Origin of the sequence: Litchfieldella qijiaojingensis (assembly GCF_014651875.1) — a bacterium.
Lineage (GTDB): Bacteria > Pseudomonadota > Gammaproteobacteria > Pseudomonadales > Halomonadaceae > Litchfieldella > Litchfieldella qijiaojingensis.
Genome location: NZ_BMXS01000007.1, coordinates 91,007 through 112,752, shown reverse-complemented (window position 1 = coordinate 112,752; position 21,746 = coordinate 91,007). Strand labels below are relative to the sequence as shown.

Below are 21,746 nucleotides of genomic sequence, written 5' to 3'. Positions count from 1 at the left end.
TGATGCTGGATATTATTGTACATGCCAACTTTATTTGCATAGGATTTGCAAAAATATTGCGCGTGTTGCAACACTGACCAATAGGCCTAACGATGACCGAAGAACTCGCCCATCATTATTATCAAATCATCAGCGGCTTGGGTGAAGATCCCGAGCGAGAGGGGCTGCGTGATACGCCCAAGCGGGCAGCCAAGGCAATGCAGTTCCTGACGCGTGGCTATTCCCAGTCACTGGAAACGCTGGTCAATGGCGCGGTATTCGAGTCCGAAACCGATGAGATGATCCTAGTCAAGGATATCGAGCTCTACTCGATGTGCGAGCATCACTTGCTGCCTTTCATCGGTAAGTGCCATATCGCCTATCTGCCCAATGGCAAGGTGTTGGGACTGTCGAAATTCGCACGTATCGTCGACATGTATGCTCGGCGCATGCAGATCCAGGAAAACCTAACGCGCCAGATCGCCGAGGCGGTGCTTCAGGTCACCGAAGCGCGGGGGGTGGCGGTGGTCATCGAAGCTCAGCACATGTGCATGATGATGCGCGGAGTGGAGAAGCAGAACTCAAGCATGACCAGTTCGGTCATGCTTGGCGCCTTCCGCGACAACCAGCCGACACGCCAGGAATTCCTCACCCTGGTCCGCGGGTGACCGTTTGCCATTCGAGGGAAAGTTAAATGCCGTTGTATGCGCTTGATGATCAGCATTTCGATCATGACCTGGCCACTATTCGGATCAAGAACCTGCGTCTTCGCACCTTCATTGGCATCAAGGACGAGGAGATCCAGAATCGCCAGGATGTGGTGATCAACGCGGTGATTCGCTATCGGGCCGCGCGCGCCGTACAGTTCAACCATATCGACCAGGCACTCAACTATCGCACCATCACCAAGCACCTGATCGCGCATGTGGAAGACAACCGCTTCCTGCTGCTCGAGCGCATGACCCGAGAAGTACTGGATATCATCATGTCCTACGAGCAGGTGCTGACGGCGCAAGTGGAAATCGACAAGCCGTATGCCCTGCGTTTCGCCGACTCGGTATCCATCACCTTGTCGGACTCCCGTGACGCTCTGTGAGCGATTGGGGTTGGTGCCACGCCGGGAATCGGCTTAGCATGAAAGAGCGAAGCCGATAGACGGGTGGAATATATCCGCCATGCTCGCCGTCATCGGCTTGCGCCACATTCGTCGCGATCCCGAACGGCGTCGGGGACGCATGTTCTGCTGGTCGGCGATCGCGTTGGCCTTGATCCTGGCCGTACTGGCCGCATGGATCGGCCCCTCTATCGCGGTATCGGCGGTGACAACGCCGTCGTTGCCATCCTGAGCGGCGCCCGGCGCCGTTATCCCGGGAAGGAGATTACCATGGATTCCCTACAAGACAGTCCGCTGTTCCGCCCTTTTGCCTACATCGATGGTAGTTGGGTGGCTGCAGACAGCGGCGAGCAGATCGACGTCGTCAACCCAGCCGATGGGGAAGTCATTGGTCGAGTACCACGTCTGGGCCGCGTCGAGACCGAGCGCGCCATCATCGCTGCCGAAGTGGCTTTTCCCGCTTGGCGGGCCCTGACCGCACTGGAGCGGGCCGATATTCTGATGAAATGGCATGACCTGATGCACGAGCATCAGCAGGAACTGGCCACCATCATGACCCTGGAGCAGGGCAAACCGCTCAAGGAAGCCGCCGGTGAGATCGCCTATGCCGCAAGCTTCCTGCGCTGGTTCGCCGAGCAGGGGCGGCGGGTCTATGGCGAGACGGTACCTTCGGCCAAAAGCAACCAGCGCATCCTGGTGACCAAGCATCCGGTGGGGGTGGTGGGCGCCATCACGCCATGGAACTTTCCCGCTGCCATGATCACCCGCAAGGCGGGTGCGGCGCTGGCCGCCGGATGCCCGATCGTGGTCAAGCCGGCCAGCCAGACCCCATTCTCGGCCACTGCGTTGGCGCTGTTGGCCGAGCGTGCTGGTGTACCGCGCGGGGTGTTCAACGTCATCCCTGGACGCGCCAGCGAGATCGCCTCAGCGCTGACCGAATCTCCAGTGGTGCGCAAGATCACCTTCACCGGTTCCACTGAAGTCGGCCGGCAGCTCATGGCCAACGCGTCGCAGCATGTCCAGAAGATCTCGCTCGAGCTGGGTGGCAACGCCCCCTTCATCGTCTTCGAGGATGCTGACCTCGATGCCGCGGTGGACGGCGCCATGGCCGCCAAGTTCCGCAATGGTGGTCAGACCTGCGTATGCACCAACCGTTTCCTGGTGCAGTCTAGCGTGGTCAATGCCTTCTGCGAGAAACTTGCCGTGGCCATGAACAGCGAGCTGCATGTCGGCGATGGTACCAAAGAGGGAATCAATATCGGACCCTTGATCGACGACAAGGCGGTAGCGAAAGTCAGCGAACATGTCCACGACGCCGTGAATCATGGCGCTGAGTTGCTGCTGGGAGGCCATCCGCACCCGCTGGGCGGCAACTTCTTCACTCCGACCCTCGTCAGTGGTGCCACTGCCGAAATGAAGGTAGCCAAGGAAGAGACGTTCGGTCCCCTGGCCGCGGTGTTCCCGTTCGAGGACGAGGAAGACGCCGTGGCCATGGCCAACGATACCGAATTTGGCCTGGCTGCCTACTTCTACTCGCGCGACTTGGCACGTGTCTGGCGAGTGTCCGAAGCCTTGGAATACGGCATGGTGGGCATCAATACCGGGCTGATTTCCAACCCCGCCGCGCCATTCGGTGGCGTCAAGGCCTCGGGCTTGGGACGTGAAGGTGGCCACCAGGGCCTGGAGGAGTTCGTCGAGACCAAGTACCTGTGCATCGACCTCGGCTGAGCCGGTGTGGCTGACCTTCCTGAGTGCCGACAGCGGGCAGCCCAGCGGACGGGCTGCCCGCTGTCGTTACGCATGGGAGAAGTGCTTGACCTCAAGTTGAGTTGAGGTATTAGTCTCTGAGCGGTTTTTGCGAAGGGAGTCGATGACGTCATGTTCCGTTTCTTCGAAACGCTGGTGCACCCTTATCCGCCAGGAGAGCCCAAGACGCCTCCTCGCGGGCTATTGGCCTTTCTCCTTCACTATTCGAGGCCGGTATTGCCTCTGCTGGGGGTGATGTCGCTATTGACCGCTTTGGTATCGGTCGCCGAGGTCGTGTTCTTCAGCTACATGGGCGACCTGGTCGATTGGCTGTCCAATGCCGAACGCGAGAGTTTTTTCGCCGAGCATGGGGCAAGTCTGGTCGGCATGGCGTTGTTGGTGGTGATCGGTTTGCCACTGTTGGTACTGATGCAGTCATTGCTGACCCATCAGAGCATCTTCGGCAACTACCCCATGATCGGGCGTTGGCTGGCGCATCGCCATATCCTGCGCCAGAGCATGGCGTTCTTTCAGGACGAATACGCGGGGCGCGTGTCGCAGAAGGTCATGCAGACGGCACTGGCCATCCGCGAAACGGTGATGAAACTCACCGACCTGTTCGTCTACGTCATCGTCTATTTCGTCGGCGCGATGTTCCTGGTCGGCCGTGCCGATCCCTGGTTGATGCTGCCGCTGGTGGTGTGGCTGGTGGGGTATATCGGCATCATGGTGGCGTTCGTGCCGCGTTTGCGGCAGGTGTCGATGGCCCAAGCCGATGCCAGGGCGCAAATGACCGGGCGCATCGTCGACAGTTATACCAATATCCAGACCATCAAGCTGTTCGCCGACTCTCATCGCGAGCAGGCCTATGCGCGTGACGCCATGGATGCGTTCATGCAGACGGTGCACCGTCAGATGCGCCTGGTGACCCTGATGACGGTGACCTTGACGATACTCAATTCGCTGTTGCTTGTCTCGGTGGGAGGCATGGCGATCATGGCCTGGTACTTCTCGTTCATCTCACTTGGTGTTATCGCCGTGGCGATTGCACTGGTGATGCGCATTCGCTTCATGTCGAACTGGATTCTGTGGGAAGTGGCTGGGCTGTTCGAGAACATTGGTACGGTGCAGGATGGCATCAACACGATTGCCCAAGACCCCGCAGTCCTCGACCGTCCCGGTGCCAAGGAACTAGTCGTTCCCCATGGCGAGATCCGCTTGGAGCACCTGTATTTCCATTACGGCAAGGTTCGTGACGACGAAAGCCGTCCCCGGGTCATTGAAGACCTCTCACTGACCATCCAGCCGGGTGAGAAAGTCGGTATCGTGGGACGTTCCGGAGCAGGGAAGTCAACCCTGGCCAACCTGCTATTGCGCTTTTACGACCTGGAGCAGGGGCGCATTCTGATCGATGGGCAGGACATTGCCGAGGTCACCCAAGAGTCCTTGCGACGCCAAATCGGTATGGTATCTCAGGACACCTCGCTGCTTCACCGCTCGATCCGCGACAACATCCGCTACGGCAGCCCGCATGCCAGCGATGCGGAAGTATTGGAAGCGGCGCGTCGTGCGCATGCCGATGTATTCCTCGATACCTTGAGCGATCCGCAGGGGCGGCGGGGGTTGGATGCGCATGTCGGCGAGCGTGGAGTCAAGCTTTCCGGTGGTCAACGGCAACGTATCGCCATCGCTCGGGTATTGCTCAAGAATGCGCCCATCCTGGTTCTTGACGAGGCCACCTCGGCACTGGACTCCGAAGTCGAAGCGGCGATCCAGGAGCAGCTTTATGCGCTGATGGAAGGCAAGACGGTACTCGCCATCGCCCACCGGCTATCGACCATCGCCATGCTCGACCGGCTGGTGGTCATGGATCAGGGGCGCATCGTCGAGACCGGCACCCATGAGCAACTGCTGAAGCAGGACGGCCTCTACGCTGCGCTTTGGAAACGCCAGTCCGGCGGCTTCCTCGGCGAAGACATCGACAGCGTCGCCGGCACCACGACAACCGTCACCAACGAAGCGTAGCCCCTTCAATGACGCAAAAAGAAAACCCCACACGTGAATTTCGCGTGGGGTTTTCCTTGTCTGTCAGAAGATTACTCTGCTCTTCGAGCTTCGAGCTTCGAGCTTCGAGCTTCGAGCTTCGAGCTTCGAGCTTCGAGCTTCGAGCTTCGAGCTTTAGTGCCTGAAATGGCGCATGCCAGTGAATACCATCGCGATACCTGCCTCGTTGGCGGCGTCGATCACCTCCTGGTCGCGCATCGAACCGCCGGGCTGGATCACCGCGGTGATGCCGGCCGCGGCGGCGGCGTCGATGCCATCGCGGAACGGAAAGAAGGCGTCGCTGGCCATCACCGACCCGGGCACGGCAAGGCCTTCGTCGGCGGCCTTGATGCCGGCGATCTTGGCTGAATAGACACGGCTCATCTGTCCGGCGCCCACGCCGATCGTCTGACCATGCTTGGCGTAGACGATGGCATTGGACTTGACGTACTTGGCGACTTTCCAGGCAAACGCCAGGTCGCGCATTTCCTGCTCGCTGGGAACGCGCTCGCTGACCACGGTCAACTCATCGCGTCCGACCATGCCCAGGTCGCGATCCTGCACCAGCAGCCCACCAGTGACGCGCTTGAAGTCGTGGGCGTGCTCACGCTTGCCTGGCCACTTGTCGCCGACGTCGAGCAGGCGCACATTCTTCTTCTCGGCGACGATGGCTTGGGCCTTGTCGCTGACCCCTGGGGCGATGATGACCTCGACGAACTGGCGGTCGATGATGGCCCGCGCCGTATCGGCGTCGAGTGGCTCATTGAAGGCGATGATGCCACCGAAAGCGCTGGTGGGGTCGGTGGCGAAGGCTTTCTCGTAAGCATCGAGGAGAGTCTTGCCCACTGCCACGCCACAAGGATTGGCGTGCTTGACGATCACGCAGGCGGTCTCGGTGAAGGTCTTGACGCACTCGAAGGCGGCATCGGTGTCGGCAACGTTGTTGAACGACAGATCCTTGCCCTGCAATTGCCTGGCGGTGGCGACACTGGCTTCTTTGGCATCTTTCTCGACATAGAACGCAGCGCCCTGATGAGGGTTCTCGCCGTAGCGCATCGACTGCTTCTTGTGGAACTGCAGGTTGTAAGTGCGCGGGAATCCATCCTCGCCACCGGGAACCCGCTGGCCCAGGTAGTCGGCGATGGCGGCGTCATAACCGGCAGTGTGCTCGAATGCCTTGACCGCCAGGTCGAAGCGGGTCGCATCGCTGACCGCGCCGCCTTGCTCACCCATTTCGTCCAGCACTCGGGCGTAGTCGCCGGCATCCACCACGATGGTGGTGTGGGCGTGGTTTTTGGCACAGGCGCGGACCATGGTCGGCCCACCGATATCGATGTTCTCGATGGCATCTTCCAGGGTGCAGTCGGGGCGAGCGACAGTAGCGGCGAAGGGATAGAGGTTGACTACCACCATGTCGATGGGCGCGATGTCATGCTCGGCCATCACCGCATCGTCCTGACCACGGCGTCCGAGGATACCGCCATGGATCTTGGGGTGCAGAGTCTTGACCCGGCCATCCATGATTTCCGGAAAACCAGTATGCTCGCTGACTTCGCGCACGGCGATGTCATTGTCCTTGAGCAGACGATAGGTGCCACCGGTGGACAGCAACTCGACGCCATGCTCGGCGAGTCCTTGGGCGAACTCGACGATACCCGTCTTGTCGGAGACGCTGATCAAGGCTCGGCGTACCGGTTGTGGCGAAGGGGAGGTTGCTTGATTGGCCATTCGATTCGACTCTTGAAGCTAGAAAGAAGAGGTATGCGGTGGTGTCCTGCGCGTGGGCATGAAAAGAGGGAGCCGCACCTGGCTCCCCTGCATTGCTCATATCAGGGCGTACTGCTTGAGTTTCTTGCGTAATGTGCCGCGGTTGAGGCCGAGTATCTCGGCGGCACGGGTCTGGTTGCCGTTGACATAATCCATCACCGAGGAAAGCAAGGGGGCTTCGACCTCAGCCAATACCATGGCATAGAGGTCGGTCACGGTCTCGCCATCGAGATGGGCGAAATAACGGCGCATGGCCGCATCGACCGCTTCACGTAGCGGTTGCTCCTGGGCCGGTGCCGCGGGCGCCAGAGACATCGAAGGCGTGCCGGCGACTTCCAGGGAGTCCTGGTGGGCGGTCATGCCATGATTGGGAGTCGCTTGCCTGCTGGTCATGCTGCACTCATTCCATCGTTTGCCATGCGATAGCCGTCCTCGGCTGCCGCGTGACGAAACAGTTCGTCCACAAATTGAAGTTGATCCCGAGGCCGCTCCAGCGCATTGAAGATGGCCCGCTGCGACTTGGCTACCTGGGGAGGGAAAAATAAGCGATTGGCGAGGTACCAGCCCAAATGCTTGCGGGCGATACGCACCCCCATAAAGTCCCCATAGAAGTCGTGCAGAGCCTTGAGATGGCCGCACATCACGTGAGCCCTCTCTTTATTCGTGGGTGGCGACAGGCTTTCCGCGTGTTTCAGGTAATGGTCGATCTCGCGGAAGATCCAAGGGTTGCCCTGGGCGCCGCGGCCGATCATCACCGCATCCGCACCAGTATAGTCGAGGACGGCGGCGGCCTTGGAAGGAGAATCGATATCACCATTGGCGAAGACCGGAATGTTCACCGCCGCCTTGACCTTGGCAATGGTGTCGTATTCGGCGTGGCCACTGTAGCGTTGTTGTCGGTTCCGCCCATGCACGGCCAAGGCGGCGATACCGGCGCTTTCCGCCATGCGCGCCACGCGCACGGCATTATTGCTCTTCTCGCACCAGCCGGTGCGAATCTTCAACGTCACCGGGATGTCCACGGCATCGACCACGGCATCGAGAATCCTGCCGACCAGGGCTTCGTCGCGCAGCAGCGCCGAGCCGGCAGCCTTGTTGCAGACCTTCTTCGCCGGACAGCCCATGTTGATATCGATGATCTCGGCGCCCTGCTCGGCATTGAGCCGTGCCGCTTCGGCCAGCATGCGGGCATCGCCGCCGGCGATCTGCACCGAGCGGGGTCCCGGTTCGCCGCGATGATCGAGGCGCAACCGCGATTTGCGGGTATGCCACAGGCTGGGATCCGAGGTCACCATCTCCGAAACCACCAGCCCCGCACCCAGACGCCGACAGAGTTGTCGGAACGGGCGGTCGGTGACACCGGCCATGGGGGCCAGAATCACTTGGTTGGGCAGTCGATACGGCCCGATGGTGGGCGGTATCCTCTGGTGGTGAAGGGACATCGTCACTCGAGATTGATTACTGTCATTGGCCAAGGAGGGCCTATCATACTCACGGACTGGGCTCGGGTGAAGGCGGAAGAAGGTCGCAGGTCGATGCGACCTTCAACGCCGGAGCCGGTACCCGGTCAGACGCACCCAGCCTTCGCGTTCGACAGGCTCGTCCATGACAAGGCCCTGGTCACGGTAGGCTTCGAGCACTTCTTCGGCCTGGGCGGCAAGAATCCCGGATAGCGCAAGTCGTCCATCGGGCGCTACTTGGCCGGCGATGATGGGGGCTAGTTCGACCAACGGACCGGCGAGGATATTGGCGATCACCACCGGGAAAGGGCGCGCTTCGTGCTGTTCGGGATAACGCAGCGTCAGGCGCGATGCCTCGATGGCGTTGCGTTCGGCGTTGTCGCGGCTGGCTTGGAGTGCCTGGGGGTCGATATCGGTGCCCACAGCGTGCGTTGCACCCAGCTTCAAGGCGGCAATGGCCAGGATGCCCGAACCGCAGCCCACGTCCAGCACCTCGCGTCCCTCGAGCCCTCCGGTCACAGCCAACTCGTCGAGCAACTCCAGGCACAGCGCCGTGGTGGGATGCGTACCGGTACCGAAGGCCAACCCGGGGTCGAGCAACAGGTTGACGGCTCCGGGATCGGGAGCATCGTGCCAGCTCGGCACGATCCACAGCCGATTTCCCATCCGTAGGGGCTGGAAACCATCCATCCATTCACGTTCCCAGTCGCGGTCGGCGAGCAGTTCGAATTCGATCTCCGGGCAGGGTTCGCCGGGAACTTGCGCCGCCCATGCCTGGCGGACGCGCTCGAGCATGGCATCGATGCTTTCCAGATCATCGTAGAGACCGGTGAGCACGGTGTCATGCCATAGTGGTGTGGTGCCGCGCTCGGGTTCGAAGACCGGGTCGTCGTGGGCATCCTGCAGAGTGATGGCTGTAGCACCTTCGGCAAGCAGCAGCTCCTCCAAGGTGTCGGCCTGTTCGGGGGTGATATGAGCCTTGAGTTGTAGCCAGGGCATGGTATCGCCTCTTGGGTGGAAGCAGAGCGGGGTGGCCATGGCCACCCCGCGTTGGCGTGTCCGCCCGGGTCTCAATCCCCGAGCTTCTTCTCCAGGTAGTGGATATTCACGCCACCCTGCTGGAAATGACCATCGCGGACCAAATCCTTATGCAGGTCGATGTTGCTTTTGATGCCTTCCACCAGCAATTCGTCGAGCGCATTGCGCATCCGGGTCAGCGCTGCTTTGCGGTCTTCTCCCCATGTGATCAGCTTTCCGATCAGAGAGTCGTAGTAGGGAGGTACGGTATAGCCAGTGTACAGGTGCGAGTCCATACGCACGCCAAGCCCACCCGGCGGATGATAAAGAGTGACCTTTCCCGGCGAAGGCATGAAGGTACGCGAGTCTTCGGCGTTGATACGGCACTCGAAGGAATGGCCGGCGAGCATTACGTCCTCTTGCTTGATCGACAACGGCAGGCCAGAGGCGATCCGTAATTGCTCCTTGACGATATCCACGCCGGTGACCATCTCGGTAACCGGGTGCTCGACCTGGACGCGAGTGTTCATTTCGATGAAGAAGAACTGGCCGTTCTCGTAAAGGAACTCGAAGGTGCCGGCGCCCCGGTAGTTGATCGTCAGACAGGCATCGGTGCAGGCCTTGAGAACCCGGGTGCGGGCCTCCTGGTCGAGGTGGGGCGCAGGTGCCTCCTCGAGTACCTTCTGGTGGCGACGTTGTAGCGAGCAGTCGCGATCATAGAGGTGGATGGCATTGCCTTGGCCGTCGGCCAGCACCTGCACCTCGACGTGACGCGGCTGTTCGAGGAACTTTTCCATGTACACCGTGCTATCGCCGAAGGCGGAATTGGCTTCGTTCTTGGTGATGCTGATCGCTGCCAGCAGGTGGGCCTCGCTGTGGACCATGCGCATGCCGCGGCCACCGCCACCGGCAGCAGCCTTGATGATCACCGGATAGCCGATGCGACGGGCGATGCGCAATACTTCTGCTTCATCGTCCGGCAGTGGGCCATCGGAGCCGGGAACGGTGGGAACCCCAGCTTTCTTCATGGCTTCGATGGCGCTGACCTTGTCGCCCATGAGGCGGATGGTCTCGGCCCGTGGGCCGATGAACACGAAACCGGAGCGCTCGACCTGCTCGGCGAAGTTGGCATTCTCGGAGAGAAAGCCGTAGCCGGGGTGGATAGCACTGGCATCGGTAATCTCGGCGGCACTGATCAGTGCCGGAATATTCAGATACGACTGTGCGGAGGACGCCGGACCGATGCACACCGCTTCGTCGGCGAGACGTACATGCATCAGTTCCCGGTCGGCCTTGGAGTGTACCGCTACGGTCCGGATACCCAGTTCCTTGCAGGCGCGCAATATGCGCAGGGCAATCTCGCCGCGGTTGGCGATGAGCACCTTTTCCAACATTGTTGATCCGCCCATGTTGTCATGGAGAGTGGTCATGTAAGGCTCGCATCAAGCGATGATCAGCATCGGCTGGTCGAATTCGACTGGCTCCCCATCCTCGACGAGAACCGCTTCGATCACGCCGTCCGTGTCGGCTTCGATCTGGTTCATCATCTTCATGGCTTCGACGATACAGATGGGGTCGCCCTTCTTGACGTTCTGGCCAATTTCCACGAAGGGCTTGGCGCCTGGCGCCGGTGCGCGGTAGAAGGTGCCGACCATCGGCGAGGCCACGGCGTGGCCCTGAGGCTCCGCCGGAGCGCTGGGTTCCGGAGTTGCGGGGGTAGGTTGGGCGGAGGGAGGGGTCACCGGAGCTGGCGCCGGTGCGTAACTTTGGGGCACTGGTGCCGAGGGATAGCCCACGCCATTCGGGTGGCGACTGATGCGCACCGATTCTTCGCCTTCCTGGATTTCGATTTCGCTGATGTTGGATTCTTCCAGCAGCTCGATCAGCTTCTTGACCTTGCGGATATCCATGAGCCTGTCTCGATCGGATGAAATGAATAGAAAGTGATGCTGTTAACCTGCTCAAATTTTGTCCAGATCACGGCACGATCTTGCAAGATGCCGTCTCCAGCGAGCTAGATAGCCATTGTCGGCGGAGTTTGCCGAAAAACGTCAGGCTTGTCCAGTTCATGCTGGGGCAACAGAAGGTGGACGGTTTCGAATGCTCGATGGCCGAGCTTCAGGATACCGAGGGCTGCCTCTCGTCAGGGCGATCGGAGAGCCATTGCAAGAGCTGCTGGAGGTGTTCAGCGAAGCTGTCACGATCCACTTCGCCCTGGATGCGGGCGGTACGGATCTCTTCGCCTTCGGCAAAGAACAGCAAGCTGGGAGGGCCGAACAGGTTGAAGTGTTCGAGCAGCGTCTGGCTGTCGCCATTGGTGTCGGTGACATCGACTTGGATGCGGGCAAAGGCTGACAACAGTTCCGCCACCTGTGGGCTGGAATAGACCGTGCGCTCCATCTGTTTGCAGGAGATGCACCAGTCGGCGGTGACATCGACGAATACTGGCTGGCCTTGGTTGGCGGCTCGAATCAGCTCGGCATTCAAGTCGTCCAGACGGGTCACGATGGCTTGAGGAGCGGTACTGGCGACCGGCGAGTTCGGGCCTTCGGAGCTGGCCAGGGGGGCTAAGGGGCGCAGAGGGTCGTGCGCGCCGCGAGCGGCCCCGATGATCAACGCGATGCCCCACACCAGCAGCAGTACCCCGGCGCCCTGGCGCAAGCGTGGCCAACCTGGGGTGGTATTGACTTGTAGCGCACCCAGGGCCATGGCGGTACCGATGGCTAGCGCGGCCCACAGTAACAATGTCAGTGGTGGCGGCAACAGACGTTCGACCAGCCAGATCGCAACCCCCAGCAACAGAATCCCGAAGGCACTCTTGACGCCATTCATCCAGGTGCCGGTGCGCGGCATCAGCGTGGTACCGAAGGTACCGACCAGCAATAGCGGCACACCCATGCCCAATGCCAGGGTCAGCAGGGCAAGCCCCCCCATCAAGGCGTCGCCGGTGGTGGACAGGAATACCAGTGCCCCGGCCAGTGGGGCAGAGACGCAGGGTGATACCACCAGTACGGAAAGCGCTCCGGCCAGTGCCAGCCCGCCAGGGCCACTGCGTTGGGCTCGCGCCTGCCAGGCATTGATGCGCGTGGTCAGTACTGGCGACAGGCGCAGGTTGAAGATGCCGAACATGGCCAAGGCGAAAATCACGAACAGCAGGCTGAATACGATCAGTACCGGGGCTGATTGAAGGCGGGCCTGCAGGTTGAGGCCCGCACCGAACAGTCCCATCAGTATGCCAACCAGGGCATAGGTGGCGGCCATGCCGGCGACATAGCTTGCCGAGAGGCCGAAGGCACGAGGTCGGCTGGGGTTCTGGCCGACGATCAGCGACGACAGGATCGGGATCATCGGCAATACACAAGGCGTGAAAGTCAGCCCCAGACCGGCGAGGAAGAACAGGCCCAGCATCAGCATAGGGCTGGCATCGAGCAACAGGGCGCTGAAGCGTCCATCCTGGGTTTGCAGACTGGGAGCGGAACTGGCTGGGGTTGGCGGAGATTCCCGCGTGGCATCGCCACTTGCTCCAGTATCGAGTGTCCAGTCGGCGAAAACGGCGGGTGCCGAGCCTGGTAGGGCGTCGAGCGTAATGCGTTCCGGTGGATAGCATAGCCCAGCGTCGGCGCAACCCTGGAAAGTCACGGCGAAGGGGAGCGCGCCATCGGGGTTGCCCTCGAAGGGCACCTCGAACACTACTTGATCATAGAAAACGTATACATCGCCGAGAAATTCATCGCTCTTGAACTCTCCCGGCGGCAATATCGGCTCGCCGAGCTTGGTGCCGTCATCTAGGCTTTCGACATTGAAACGGTGACGGTAAAGGTAATAACCCTCGGCATTCTCGAAGCCGACGTACAGGGTGTCGTCGTCATGCCAGGCACTGGCCTGGAAGGCTTCGAGTACCGGCAGGAACTCATCCTTGTTGGAGCCGCTGGAGAACCACTGTGCCTGGGAAGTAGCCGGTACCAGCATCAGCAGACAGCACAGCAGAATGGATAACCGATGTTTCAACGCCAAGCCCTTTGCCCGATGGATGACTACACGCCGACCGGCGGCCGTTGTCCACATACGTCGACAATCCGGCGCCAATGTGCATGCTAGGATAACGCAGTTGCCGTCGGTTTTGTCGCGCTAGCGCGGACAAGCCTTTCAATGTTTCTTCTCGCTCAAGGATGTGACCATGTCAATCTTCGGCAAACGCAAGGCCGCTGATCCCAAGCGCGGCACGGAGGCGCTGGAGCGCCCTGAGTATGGCTGGATATGGAAGCCGTTGCTGGTGCTGGCCGTACTCTATCTGGTGGTGACGATGGCTCTGGGTATCTGGTGGAGCCGGCCGCCGGCCTCCTTTGACGTGGAGCGGGCATCGACCATGCAGCGTGGTGGAGGCGCGGAAGCAGCGGCCCAGGAGAAGACCTTGCCGGCCGCCCGAGGGGCGGTGACCACGGCGGCGTTGATGGCGTCGATCGGGACCTTGCTCGACAAGCCTGGCGGTTATCTGCGTAATGACTTGATGCCGCCAGGGCTGTGGCTCGACAACATGCCGAACTGGGAGTATGGGGTGTTGCGCCAGTCTCGCGATATGGCCGAGACCTTGCCCGAACTGGCCACCACCGAGCACGATGCCTTTGAGGAAATTCACCGGCGCCTGATGGCCAGTAGCCAGGATTGGCTATACCCTTCCGTCGAACATCGGCTCGAGCAATCACACGAGGTATTGGGCGATTACCTGAGGGGGCTCGCCGACGGGAGCGCGGCCGGCTTTGCCGCCAGTGGCGATGGCTTGTCTCGCTGGCTGGCACGTGTCGAGGGGCGTCTGGACTCGTTGACCCGCCGGCTCTCGGCCAGTGTGGGAGAGCGTGAGGCGCTGCGTGACCTGGTGGATATCGACGCCGATGAGCTTGCGGTACAGACCCCTTGGTATCAAGTCGATGATATCTTCTTCGAGGCCCGGGGTACCGGCTGGGCCCTGATCCATCTGCTCGAAGCCTTGGAGCGCGATTTTGGCGATGTGATCGAAGCAGCCGGGGCGAGCGATGGCTGGCAGCAGTTGATCGCCGAACTGAATATGACGCAACGCCGAATCTGGAGTCCGATGATCCTCAACGGTTCGGGGTTCGGGCTGTTCGCCAACCATTCGCTGGTAATGGCCAATTACACGGTGCGTGCTCGGGAGCTTGCCGCCGATCTGGCCTCCCGGCTCGAAGGGGTGGAACTCGAGGCGCCGGGTGAGCCGTCCGAGGCAGCAGCGCCAGAGACACTAGAGCCGGAGACGGAGAGCGCCGAGGAAACGTCGGCAGAAGAGCCGTCCTCCGGTGAGGAGGCAGCGCCGACGGAAGAGAGCGAGCCCGAGGGCGCCGCGCAGGAACAGGAGGGTGCTGCACAGGAGCAAGGCGAGACCGAGGAGGACGCGCAGGAGCAACAGGAGCCGTCGGCACCGGAGTCGCAGGATGGTGGCGAGGAGGAAGAGGAAGCCGAAAACTGAGGCGTGTTCGCCGCCGGAAACGATGACGGGCGCCCGAGGGGCGCCCGTCGCATCTTGGGGTCTCGTGGCGTTCAGGCTTTGTCGTAGGCGGAAACGGCCTTCTCGACAGCCTTGCGCGCGGCCTCGGCGCCTTCCCAGGATTCGACCTTGACCCATTTGCCTTTCTCGAGATCCTTGTAGTTCTCGAAGAAGTGGGCGATCTGCTGGCGCAACAGCTCGGGCAGGTCGGTGACTTCCTGAACGTCGTCGTACAGCACCGAGAGCTTATGGTGGGGCACGCAGACCAGCTTGGCGTCTTCACCGGCTTCGTCGGTCATGTTGAGGATGCCGACCGGACGGGCACGGATCACGCTGCCGGGCTGGACCGGATAGGGGGTGACCACCAGAGCGTCCAAGGGGTCGCCATCGTCGGCCAGGGTATTGGGAATGAAACCGTAGTTGGCCGGGTAGAACATCGGGGTGGCCATGAAGCGGTCGACCACAAGCGCGTCCATGTCCTTGTCGATCTCGTACTTGATCGGCGCATGGTTGGCAGGGATCTCGATCGCGACATAGACGTCGTTGGGAAGGTCCTTGCCGGCAGGGATGTTGTTGAAGCTCATCGTGCGGTCCTTGAAATGGAAATGGTGGCCGTGGAATCCGCCGAATTATACGAACAGGCCCGCTTGATTACCAATGCGACGAAAGCCATCGTCGGACGATTTCCCCTTTGGTTGACAAGTCGTTGTCGCATTAGGGGTGTATGATGGAGTGTCGCGCAAGACTGGTCGTGATTCGAGGAGAACCGCGTTGGTGGAGTCCGAGTTATCGCTGAGTGTTGGTCAGGCCTTCGTTGCCCCCGAGCGACGGCATCATCGCAGTTCGATGTCGGTACGCATTCCCGAAAGGCCGTTGCTGCAGGTCAAGGGTGCCAGTGCCCTGATCAGTGATTCCACTTCGCGTAACGCCATTGCCAAGCAGGCCGGCGACCTCAGTGTACGCGGCTTTCTCGCCGATTATTTCTCGACTCCCGATCACTGGGACGTCAAGACCTCGGCGACCCGGGTGCTGCGGGCGCTGAACGGATGGTGTCATAGTCAGAGTGGTTACGTGGATGGAGGAAGCTATATCTCGTCGCTGTCGGCGATGGTTTATCGCGGTCGCGAAGCGCACCTCTTCCACATGGGCGATACCCTGGTCTTCCGTCTGCGCGGTGCCGAGTTCGAGCAGCTCACCCGCGACCATGTCACCGACTTGGGTGGCTATCGCTATCCTTCCCGAGCGCTGGGCCTGGATGGCAGCATCGACATCGACTACATCAGCATGCCGCTCAAGCAAGGGGACATATTCTTGTTCACCACCCAGGCGGTACGCGGCACCTTGATGCCTTCCGACTATGTGCAGTTGATCCGCCAGGACGTCAGCGATCTCAATGCCGCCTGCGAACGTCTGGCCAATACGGCCCAGGCACGTGCGCAGGAACGAGGGTACGGTGGCGAGCAGTTCTGCTTCCAACTGGTGCGTATCGACCAGCTTCCCGAGGAAGAGACGGATCAGCCAAGCAAGCTATACGGCGACTTGCCGGTGCCGCCGGAGCTGTTGCCGGGCGATCGTCTGGACGGGCTGGAGATACGGGAAGTGTTGTCGCGCACCGCGCAGTCGCGGGTCTATCGGGTACGTGATACCTACAGTGAACGCGACATGGTGATGAAGGCGCCGAGCCCTGAGCTGTCCAACCGTAATGCCTATCTGGAACACTTCCTGTTGCAGCAGTGGGTGGTGGAGCGGGTCAACTCACCATTCGTGGCCAAGGTCATGGAGCCTTCGCGTCCGCGACGCCATCTCTATTACCTGATGGCATATGTGGAGGGCGAACGGCTATCCGACTGGGCTCGCCGCCACCCTCAAGCGAGTCTGGCGCAACGTCTCGATATCGCGCGCCAGCTTGGCAAGGCGGTTCAGGCGTTGCATCGGCGCGATCTGCTTCACCAACAGATTCATCCCGACAATGTGCTGATCGATTCCCATGGCCAGGTAGTGTTGGCCGATTTCAGCGCTTGCCGGCTGCGCGAGGGGGACGGCCACAAACGCTCTCGCGAATTGGCGCGACAACTGGGCTTGACCGAGCACAGTGCGCCCGAATATGCCTTGGACGACGATGTGGGGCGGCGCAGTGACCAATACGCCTTGGCATCCACCATCTATTGGCTGCTGACCGACCAATTGCCGTACGCCTTGCCGCCGCACCAACTGCGCAGCCACACCGACCTGGAAAAACTTGCCTATCGCAGTGCGCGGACCTTCAACCCCGAGATCAGCGCGGCACTCGACGACGCTCTTCGCCGCGCTCTGGATCCACAGCGGGCGCTGCGCTTCCGTCGCCTGTCGGAATTCCTGTATGCGCTACGAGACCCTCAAGGGCAGATACGCTCGCGCAGCAACCCCCGCCTGTTTCGCGAACCGGCCAATTTCTGGCAGGGCGTGGCGGGGGTGTTGCTGCTGCTGTTGGTGCTGTCGTGGTTGCTGAGATGATCGTTCTGAATGACTGCCCCAAGCCGGCCTGACGGCCGGATCGCGCAGAAAATCTGCGCTCCCACAAGGGGTGGATGCAGCGTGATTTGGTGGGAGCGCAGCTCCGCTGCGCGATGAAGCTGAAGATACCGGCCTGACGGCCGGATCGCGCAGAAAATCTGCGCTCCCACAAGGGGTGGATGCAGCGTGATTTGGTGGGAGCGCAGCTCCGCTGCGCGATGAAGCTGAAGATACCAGCCTGACGGCCGGATCGCGCAGAAAATCTGCGCTCCCACAAGGGGTGGATGCAGCGTGATTTGGTGGGAGCGCAGCTCCGCTGCGCGATGAAGCTGAAGATACCAGCCTGACGGCCGGATCGCGCAGAAAATCTGCGCTCCCACAAGGGGTGGATGCAGCGTGGTTTGGTGGGAGCGCAGCTTCGCTGCGCGATATGTTTGCCGCGCAACCATGACGGATGGGCCGTTACAGCTTGAACTCGGGCAGTTTGCGCTCGACCTTGGCCAGTTTGAGCTTGGCCACTTGCGGTAGGCCATCCTTGAATGGTGGGAACTCCTCGCCCTCGATCAGCGGTTGTAGGTAACGCCGACAAGCCGGCGTGATGCCGAAGCCGTCCTCGCGAATGAAGTCGCGCGGCATGAACTTCTCGCGGTTGGCGACTTCCGCTAGCGGGGCGGCATCGATGCGCCATTCGTAGGGAGAGTCGCTGATGCGCTTGATGGTCGGCATCATGGCGTTCTTGCCCTCCAACGCTAGCTCCACGGCTTTCTTGCCCACCGCATAGGATTGCTCCAGGTCGGTCTTGGAAGCCAAGTGCCGAGCTGCGCGTTGCAGATAGTCGGCGACTGCCCAGTGGTACTTGTAACCGAGGTCCTGCTTGACCATGCCTGCTAATGTCGGGGCCACGCCACCGAGCTGGCGGTGGCCGAAGACGTCGGTGTTGCCGGAGTCGGCAAGGAAGGTGCCATCGGGGTAGCGGGCGCCCTCGGACACCACGATCACGCAATAGCCATACTTCTTGACCGCCTCATCGATACGCGCCATCACCGCGGCACGGTCGAAGTCGACCTCCGGGAAGATCACCAGGTGCGGTGGCTCGCCTTCACCTTGCCCGGCCAGTGCCCCGGCAGCGGCGATCCAGCCAGCGTGCCGGCCCATGACCTCGAGCACGAACACCTTGGTCGAGGTGGCGCACATCGAAGCGATATCCAGCGAGGCCTCGAGGGTCGAGGTGGCGATATACTTGGCCACACTGCCGAAACCTGGCGAGTTGTCGGTAATCGGTAGGTCGTTGTCGATGGTCTTGGGCACATGAATGGCGGTCAGCGGGTAGCCCAACTTTTCGGAGAGTTGCGACACCTTGAGACAAGTGTCGGCACTATCGCCGCCGCCGTTGTAGAAGAAGTAGCGGATGTCGTGGGCCTTGAAGACTTCGATCAATCGCTCGTACTGGGTGCGGTGGGTCTCGATGTCCTTGAGCTTGTAGCGGCAGGAGCCGAAGGCACCGCCCGGCGTATGGCGTAGCGCTGCGATCGCGGCATCGGACTCCTGGGACACATCGATCAAGTCTTCGGTCAAGGCGCCGATAATGCCGTTGTGACCGGCATATACCTTGCCTATCCGGTCGGATTCTCGACGACACGCTTCGATCACGCCGCAGGCGCTGGCATTGATCACGGCGGTGACACCGCCAGACTGGGCATAGAAGGCATTGTGCTGGGCCATGGGGGCTGCTTTGCTCCTGGGGATCGTGAGAAGGGCGTATCCGAAAGCGGTCTTTCGCATAGGCCCTGTGGATTCGAGAAGATCGCGCGTCATGTTAGCCGAAAGTAGGCGTCGGCGCATCCGTGAGGTACTTAACAACGTCCCGTTGCCCGCTTTGCGGCCGGTCGTGTGGTGAGCCGGAAGGCGGCATGCTAGTCTCGCTGCCATCTTGGCAGGAAGCTGGTTTGGCAGGAGTCGTCGATGCACGTTCATATTCTTGGAATTTGTGGCACTTTCATGGGCAGCTTGGCGTTGCTGGCTCGTGAACTAGGCCATCGCGTCAGTGGCTCTGACGCCAACGTCTATCCGCCCATGAGCACCCAACTGCGGGAAGCCGGCATCGAACTGCTCGAAGAATATGCCGCAGTCAATCTCGAACTGCGCCCGGACTTGGTGGTGATCGGCAATGCGCTTTCCCGAGGCAACCCCGAGGTCGAGGCCGTGCTCGATGCGCGACAGCCGTATATTTCCGGACCGCAATGGTTGGCCGAGCACGTGTTGCCTGGTCGGCGGGTAATCGCCGTGGCTGGAACCCATGGCAAGACTACCACTGCCAGTCTGCTGGCGTGGCTGCTGGAGAGCGCGGGCTACGCGCCTGGGTTCCTGATCGGCGGTGTGCCGCGCAATTTCGGGGTGTCGGCCCGACTGGGTGGTGAGGGGGCGCCCTTCGTGGTGGAGGCTGACGAGTACGACACTGCCTTCTTCGACAAGCGTTCCAAGTTTGTCCACTACCGACCCGATATCGCCGTCCTTGGTAATCTGGAGTTCGATCACGCGGATATCTTCCCCGACCTGGCGGCGATCGAGCGTCAGTTCCATCACTTGGTCCGTACCGTGCCGGGGAGCGGTGAGCTACTGGTTGCCGATGGCGAGCCAGCACTTGACCGGGTGTTGGAGCAGGGCTGTTGGACGCCGGTGACCCGTTTCGGTAGAGCAGAGGATAGCGCTTGGCGGTTGGTGCTGGAACGTGCCGATGCCAGTCGGTTCCAGGTGATTCATGAGACACCCGAGGTCAGCGAAGACGCTATCGTCGACTGGCATCTCAATGGGGAGTACAACGCGCGTAATGCCTTGGCCGCTTTGGCGGCGGCCAAGGCCTGCGGTGTCGATCTGGCCCGTGGTTGCGCGGCGTTGTCGCGTTTCGAAACTCCGCGTCGCCGCCAAGAGGTTCGCGGCGAGGTGGCCGGCGTCCAGGTCGTCGACGACTTTGCCCACCACCCCACGGCAATCGCCGCAACGTTACGGGGGTTGCGCGCCGCAACGCCGAAAGGGCGGTTGCTGGCGGTGATCGAGCCACGTTCCAACACCATGCGTCTGGGAACCCTGCGTGGTCGCCTGGCCGAGAGTGTGGCCGAGGCCGACCTCGTATGGTGGTATCGGCCGCCCGAACTCGGTTGGTCGTTGGCCGGTGTCGTCGAGCATAGCCCGGTACCCAGTCAGGTAGTGGGAGACCTGGACGACCTGGTCGCCGCCGTGGTGCATGAAGCCCGGCCCTTGGACCGGATCGTGGTGATGTCCAATGGCGGGTTCGGCGGCATCCATGACAAGTTGCTGGCGGCATTGGAGGTGGCGCATGACGGAGGCTAGCAGGGCCGACTTCGCACCGCCTGTCACGGTTGCCCTGACCGGAGCATCGGGCGCCCAGTATGGGTTGCGGCTGATCGACTGCCTGGTGGCCGCCAACCACGAGGTGTGGGTGATGATTTCCAAGGCCGCGCATCTGGTGATCGATACCGAGACCGACTGCCGCTTGCCCGCCCAACCCCAGCGACTGACAGAAGCGCTCAGTGAACGCAGTGGGGCGCGAGCGGGGCAGATTCGTTGCTTCGCCCGCGCGGACTGGATGGCACCGGTAGCTTCTGGCTCGGGAGCTCCTTCATCGATGGTGATCTGTCCGTGCTCCACCGGTACCTTGTCAGCGGTGGCGACGGGGGCCAGCAACAACCTGATCGAACGTGCCGCCGACGTGGCGTTGAAGGAGCGACGTCAGTTGATCCTGGTGCCGCGTGAGGCGCCATTATCGGCGATTCACCTCGAGCACATGCTGGCGCTTACGCGCATGGGAGCGGTGATCCTGCCCGCCGCCCCGGGCTTTTATCATCGGCCAGCATCCGTTGACGACATGATCGATTTCATCGTGGCTCGCATTCTCAATCAGCTGGGTGTCGAGCACGCCTTGTTACCACGCTGGGGAGAGCGAGAGTGATCAAGCTGTCGTTGTTGTCGGTGTTCGTGCCGACGTTCTTTCTGGTCTCGTTGACGCCGGGCATGTGCATGACGCTGGCGATGGTGCTGGGGATGACCCAGGGAGTGAAACGCACGCTATGGATGATGGTCGGCGAATTGATCGGTGTCGGCCTGGTGGCCAGCGCGGCCGGTGCCGGCGTGGCAGCCTTGATGTTGCGTCAGCCGGAACTGTTCGCCATCTTCAAGTGGTTGGGGGGTGCCTATCTGGGCTATCTGGGCGTGATGATGTGGCGCTCCCGGGGGCGCATGGCCATCCCCCTGGAAGCCCGCGATACGCCTCAGGCCTCGCGGAAGCAATTGGCGATGCAAGGCTTTGTCACCGCCGTGGCCAATCCCAAGGGGTGGGCTTTCTTCGTCGCCCTGTTGCCGCCTTTCCTCGATACTTCCCTACCATTGGCGTCGCAATTGCTGGCGCTGGTTGGTGTCATTCTGCTGATCGAATTCCTGTGCTTGCTGTTGTATGCCGGTGGCGGACGCACAGCACGCCACTTGTTGGGCAAGAGCACCCATGTGCGACTACTCAACCGTATCGCCGGCTCGCTGATGGTTGGAGTTGGTGTTTGGTTGGCCCTCGGTTAGGGAAGCACCGAATAAATGCCTGTACGACTCAATCGCTGCGTTG

At 61.2% G+C, this 21,746-nt stretch carries 19 protein-coding genes; 10 read left to right on the top strand and 9 right to left on the bottom strand.

Annotated elements, in window-relative coordinates; all coding sequences use genetic code 11:
• Positions 1-92 precede the first annotated feature (92 nt).
• From folE to IE093_RS09000, 5 genes are all read left to right on the top strand, one after another.
• A complete protein-coding gene (gene folE / locus IE093_RS09020; RefSeq protein ID WP_189468336.1) occupies positions 93-647 on the top strand; it encodes a GTP cyclohydrolase I FolE in 555 nt (184 codons plus the stop codon).
• Between the two features lie 26 nt (positions 648-673).
• The gene (folX, locus tag IE093_RS09015) at positions 674-1,075 is read left to right on the top strand and encodes a dihydroneopterin triphosphate 2'-epimerase (protein ID WP_189468335.1); all 402 of its coding nucleotides are present in this window, start codon (positions 674-676) and stop codon (positions 1,073-1,075) included.
• A 79-nt stretch (positions 1,076-1,154) separates the two neighbouring features.
• Positions 1,155-1,325 carry a hypothetical protein gene (locus IE093_RS09010; protein WP_189468333.1) on the top strand — a complete coding sequence of 57 codons (171 nt, stop codon included), beginning with the start codon at positions 1,155-1,157 and terminating at the stop codon, positions 1,323-1,325.
• Between the two features lie 38 nt (positions 1,326-1,363).
• Positions 1,364-2,821 (top strand): NAD-dependent succinate-semialdehyde dehydrogenase, encoded by a 1,458-nt coding sequence (locus tag IE093_RS09005; RefSeq protein WP_189468331.1) that lies wholly within the window; start codon positions 1,364-1,366, stop codon positions 2,819-2,821.
• A 150-nt stretch (positions 2,822-2,971) separates the two neighbouring features.
• A complete protein-coding gene (locus tag IE093_RS09000) occupies positions 2,972-4,864 on the top strand; it encodes an ABC transporter ATP-binding protein (RefSeq protein ID WP_189468329.1) in 1,893 nt (630 codons plus the stop codon).
• A 153-nt stretch (positions 4,865-5,017) separates the two neighbouring features.
• On the opposite strand, the gene purH is transcribed toward IE093_RS09000, so the two are convergent.
• The 7 genes from purH to dsbD all read right to left on the bottom strand — a co-directional run bounded on the left by purH (position 5,018) and on the right by dsbD (position 13,140).
• Positions 5,018-6,610 carry a bifunctional phosphoribosylaminoimidazolecarboxamide formyltransferase/IMP cyclohydrolase gene (gene purH, locus IE093_RS08995; protein ID WP_189468327.1) on the bottom strand — a complete coding sequence of 531 codons (1,593 nt, stop codon included), beginning with the start codon at positions 6,608-6,610 and terminating at the stop codon, positions 5,018-5,020.
• A gap of 96 nt (positions 6,611-6,706) precedes the next feature.
• A complete protein-coding gene (fis, locus tag IE093_RS08990) occupies positions 6,707-7,042 on the bottom strand; it encodes a DNA-binding transcriptional regulator Fis (RefSeq protein ID WP_422730969.1) in 336 nt (111 codons plus the stop codon).
• The gene (gene dusB / locus IE093_RS08985; protein ID WP_189468325.1) at positions 7,039-8,091 is read right to left on the bottom strand and encodes a tRNA dihydrouridine synthase DusB; all 1,053 of its coding nucleotides are present in this window, start codon (positions 8,089-8,091) and stop codon (positions 7,039-7,041) included. Before dusB ends, fis begins: the two co-directional genes overlap by 4 nt.
• A 102-nt stretch (positions 8,092-8,193) precedes the next feature.
• Complete coding sequence (gene prmA, locus IE093_RS08980) at positions 8,194-9,108, bottom strand: 50S ribosomal protein L11 methyltransferase (protein WP_189468323.1); 915 nt, start codon at positions 9,106-9,108, stop codon at positions 8,194-8,196.
• 71 nt (positions 9,109-9,179) lie between these two features.
• Positions 9,180-10,520 carry an acetyl-CoA carboxylase biotin carboxylase subunit gene (gene accC, locus IE093_RS08975; protein ID WP_189468452.1) on the bottom strand — a complete coding sequence of 447 codons (1,341 nt, stop codon included), beginning with the start codon at positions 10,518-10,520 and terminating at the stop codon, positions 9,180-9,182.
• Positions 10,521-10,568: 48 nt separating this feature from the next.
• Positions 10,569-11,036 (bottom strand): acetyl-CoA carboxylase biotin carboxyl carrier protein, encoded by a 468-nt coding sequence (gene accB / locus IE093_RS08970; protein WP_189468321.1) that lies wholly within the window; start codon positions 11,034-11,036, stop codon positions 10,569-10,571.
• A 208-nt stretch (positions 11,037-11,244) separates the two neighbouring features.
• Positions 11,245-13,140, bottom strand: a complete 1,896-nt coding sequence (gene dsbD / locus IE093_RS08965; RefSeq protein ID WP_268247393.1) for a protein-disulfide reductase DsbD — start codon at positions 13,138-13,140, stop codon at positions 11,245-11,247.
• A 163-nt stretch (positions 13,141-13,303) separates the two neighbouring features.
• On the opposite strand from dsbD, the gene IE093_RS08960 reads away from it, so the two are divergent.
• Complete coding sequence (locus IE093_RS08960; RefSeq protein WP_189468317.1) at positions 13,304-14,605, top strand: DUF2333 family protein; 1,302 nt, start codon at positions 13,304-13,306, stop codon at positions 14,603-14,605.
• Positions 14,606-14,676: 71 nt separating this feature from the next.
• On the opposite strand, the gene ppa is transcribed toward IE093_RS08960, so the two are convergent.
• Positions 14,677-15,207 carry an inorganic diphosphatase gene (gene ppa, locus IE093_RS08955; RefSeq protein ID WP_189468315.1) on the bottom strand — a complete coding sequence of 177 codons (531 nt, stop codon included), beginning with the start codon at positions 15,205-15,207 and terminating at the stop codon, positions 14,677-14,679.
• A 262-nt stretch (positions 15,208-15,469) separates the two neighbouring features.
• Between ppa and IE093_RS08950 the strand changes: the two genes are divergently transcribed.
• Positions 15,470-17,116 carry a protein kinase domain-containing protein gene (locus IE093_RS08950; RefSeq protein ID WP_422730972.1) on the top strand — a complete coding sequence of 549 codons (1,647 nt, stop codon included), beginning with the start codon at positions 15,470-15,472 and terminating at the stop codon, positions 17,114-17,116.
• 462 nt (positions 17,117-17,578) lie between these two features.
• On the opposite strand, the gene IE093_RS08945 is transcribed toward IE093_RS08950, so the two are convergent.
• Positions 17,579-18,838 carry a 6-phosphofructokinase gene (locus tag IE093_RS08945; protein WP_189468312.1) on the bottom strand — a complete coding sequence of 420 codons (1,260 nt, stop codon included), beginning with the start codon at positions 18,836-18,838 and terminating at the stop codon, positions 17,579-17,581.
• 240 nt (positions 18,839-19,078) lie between these two features.
• Here IE093_RS08945 and mpl point away from each other — a divergent pair, with 240 nt between their 5' ends.
• The 3 genes from mpl to IE093_RS08930 are packed head-to-tail and all read left to right on the top strand — an operon-like array spanning position 19,079 to position 21,703.
• Complete coding sequence (gene mpl / locus IE093_RS08940; RefSeq protein WP_189468310.1) at positions 19,079-20,464, top strand: UDP-N-acetylmuramate:L-alanyl-gamma-D-glutamyl-meso-diaminopimelate ligase; 1,386 nt, start codon at positions 19,079-19,081, stop codon at positions 20,462-20,464.
• Positions 20,451-21,083 carry a flavin prenyltransferase UbiX gene (locus IE093_RS08935; RefSeq protein WP_189468308.1) on the top strand — a complete coding sequence of 211 codons (633 nt, stop codon included), beginning with the start codon at positions 20,451-20,453 and terminating at the stop codon, positions 21,081-21,083. The genes mpl and IE093_RS08935 overlap by 14 nt, the downstream gene beginning before the upstream one ends.
• On the top strand, positions 21,080-21,703 hold the full coding sequence (locus IE093_RS08930) for a LysE family translocator (RefSeq protein WP_189468306.1): 624 nt from the start codon (positions 21,080-21,082) through the stop codon (positions 21,701-21,703). The genes IE093_RS08935 and IE093_RS08930 overlap by 4 nt, the downstream gene beginning before the upstream one ends.
• Positions 21,704-21,746: the final 43 nt, after the last annotated feature.

Coding starts and splice junctions, on each gene's coding strand:
- folX (WP_189468335.1), top strand. CDS start 674: ATGCCGTTGTATGCGCTTGATGATCAGCATTTCGATCATGACCTGGCC.
- IE093_RS08960 (WP_189468317.1), top strand. CDS start 13,304: ATGTCAATCTTCGGCAAACGCAAGGCCGCTGATCCCAAGCGCGGCACG.
- prmA (WP_189468323.1), bottom strand. CDS start 9,108: ATGCCCTGGCTACAACTCAAGGCTCATATCACCCCCGAACAGGCCGAC.
- purH (WP_189468327.1), bottom strand. CDS start 6,610: ATGGCCAATCAAGCAACCTCCCCTTCGCCACAACCGGTACGCCGAGCC.
- ppa (WP_189468315.1), bottom strand. CDS start 15,207: ATGAGCTTCAACAACATCCCTGCCGGCAAGGACCTTCCCAACGACGTC.
- IE093_RS08935 (WP_189468308.1), top strand. CDS start 20,451: ATGACGGAGGCTAGCAGGGCCGACTTCGCACCGCCTGTCACGGTTGCC.
- accB (WP_189468321.1), bottom strand. CDS start 11,036: ATGGATATCCGCAAGGTCAAGAAGCTGATCGAGCTGCTGGAAGAATCC.
- dusB (WP_189468325.1), bottom strand. CDS start 8,091: ATGTCCCTTCACCACCAGAGGATACCGCCCACCATCGGGCCGTATCGA.
- IE093_RS09005 (WP_189468331.1), top strand. CDS start 1,364: ATGGATTCCCTACAAGACAGTCCGCTGTTCCGCCCTTTTGCCTACATC.
- accC (WP_189468452.1), bottom strand. CDS start 10,520: ATGTTGGAAAAGGTGCTCATCGCCAACCGCGGCGAGATTGCCCTGCGC.
- fis (WP_422730969.1), bottom strand. CDS start 7,042: ATGACCAGCAGGCAAGCGACTCCCAATCATGGCATGACCGCCCACCAG.
- IE093_RS09000 (WP_189468329.1), top strand. CDS start 2,972: ATGTTCCGTTTCTTCGAAACGCTGGTGCACCCTTATCCGCCAGGAGAG.
- IE093_RS08950 (WP_422730972.1), top strand. CDS start 15,470: ATGTCGGTACGCATTCCCGAAAGGCCGTTGCTGCAGGTCAAGGGTGCC.
- IE093_RS08945 (WP_189468312.1), bottom strand. CDS start 18,838: ATGGCCCAGCACAATGCCTTCTATGCCCAGTCTGGCGGTGTCACCGCC.
- folE (WP_189468336.1), top strand. CDS start 93: ATGACCGAAGAACTCGCCCATCATTATTATCAAATCATCAGCGGCTTG.
- IE093_RS09010 (WP_189468333.1), top strand. CDS start 1,155: ATGCTCGCCGTCATCGGCTTGCGCCACATTCGTCGCGATCCCGAACGG.
- mpl (WP_189468310.1), top strand. CDS start 19,079: ATGCACGTTCATATTCTTGGAATTTGTGGCACTTTCATGGGCAGCTTG.